We start from the raw sequence: 1,436 nt of genomic DNA on the forward strand, positions 1-1,436 counted from the left end.
TCGGTACTGATGGCGATAAAGATCTGGTTAAATACGCCGACGTTGGCGCAACATATTATTTCAACAAAAACATGTCCACCTATGTTGATTATAAAATCAATGATCTTGACCCGCTATCTCCGGACCGCTTTTGTATCTTAAGTTAACGATGCCCGCTGCCGCCGGTATTCCCTCGGAGAGTAATATCCCAGCGCGCTGTGCGGGTGGTTTTCATTGTAATGCGTGAACGCTGCTGCAAGGTTTTGCAGGGCTGTTCTCACATCCGGTTTTGGCATGAACGCGATATAGTCTTCTTTCATCGTCTTCACGAACCGTTCGGCCATGCCATTACTCTGCGGACTGCTCACCGCTGTTGTACAGGGCTCAAGATTCAGCTCTCTGGCGAACCTCCGCGTTTCATGCGCAGTATACGCTGAACCGTTATCCGTCAACCACTGCACTGGTGTGTCCGGCAACCTGTCGCCGAAGCGCTTTTCCACCGACCTCAGCATCACATCCTGTACGGTCGAACTGTCGTAGCCTCCCGTGCTCGCTGCCCAGTCTATGGCCTCTCTGTCGCAGCAGTCCAGCGCGAACGTCACCCGCAGTTTTTCACCGTTGTCGCAGCCGAACTCGAAGCCGTCTGAACACCAGCGCATATCGCTTTCTGCCACCGCGATTTTTCCCTTGTGTTCACGCTTCGGTCGCTCTGGTTTGTCATGCAACAACAACAGGTTATGCTCGCTCATTATCCTGTAAAGTCGTTTGGCGTTCACCGGTGGCTCTCCCTCAGTGCGACGTTGCTTGCGCAGGATGCCCCACACGCGTCGATAACCATAACTCGGCATATCGCTGATGATATCGAGGATATCCGTCAGTATTTCAGCGTCTGCTTCGTCATTACGCCGGTTACAGCGCCTGTCCTGCCAGTCGGCAGAACGGTTAACTCGCAGTGACAGCTGCGCACGCGACACGCCCATGGTGCGGCTGACCAGGGCTATTCCCCGTCCTTTGGCAACAAGGGCGCGTGCGCTATCCATTTTCGCGACTGGCCGTACTCCACAGCTTCTTTCAGGATCTCAACTTCCATCGTCTTCTTGCCCAGAAGGCGCTGAAGCTCCCGGACCTGCTTCAGAGCAGCTGTAAGCTCAGAAGCAGGAACGACTTCCTCTCCGGCCGCAACGGCGGTGAGGCTGCCTTCCTGATATTGCTTCTTCCATTTAAACAGCAGGCTGGGCTGGATACCATGCAGGCGGGCGACATGGGAGACATTCATACCCGGCTCCATCGTCTGCTGGATAATGGCGATTTTCTCCTGAGGAGTTTTACGTTTACGGACTTCTTGCCCTAACAGGATCCCGGTCATCTCAAAATTGGCGTTAGTGTTAGACATATATTCAAGCCTATCTCTTATCTGGAGATACAGCTACTGTCCGGTGTTTCTGGGGGCTACATCA

1 protein-coding gene and 1 pseudogene are annotated in these 1,436 nt (G+C 53.5%); one reads left to right on the top strand and one right to left on the bottom strand.

The genetic code is table 11. The features are described 5' to 3' along the window. Window positions 1–110, top strand: a pseudogene (locus tag FEK46_RS23125) (porin); the annotation flags it as partial. 27 nt (window positions 111–137) lie between these two features. Here FEK46_RS23125 and FEK46_RS23130 read toward each other — a convergent pair. Beyond that, window positions 138–1,345, bottom strand: a protein-coding gene (locus FEK46_RS23130) for an IS3 family transposase (protein WP_135559896.1) whose coding sequence is annotated in 2 segments (ribosomal slippage) — window positions 138–1,024 and window positions 1,024–1,345 — 1,209 coding nt in all. Because the reading frame shifts where the segments join, the coding sequence is not laid out codon by codon here. Window positions 1,346–1,436 lie beyond the last annotated feature (91 nt).

Origin of the sequence: Escherichia sp. E4736 (assembly GCF_005781225.1) — a bacterium.
In the GTDB taxonomy this organism is placed as follows: Bacteria; Pseudomonadota; Gammaproteobacteria; order Enterobacterales; family Enterobacteriaceae; genus Escherichia.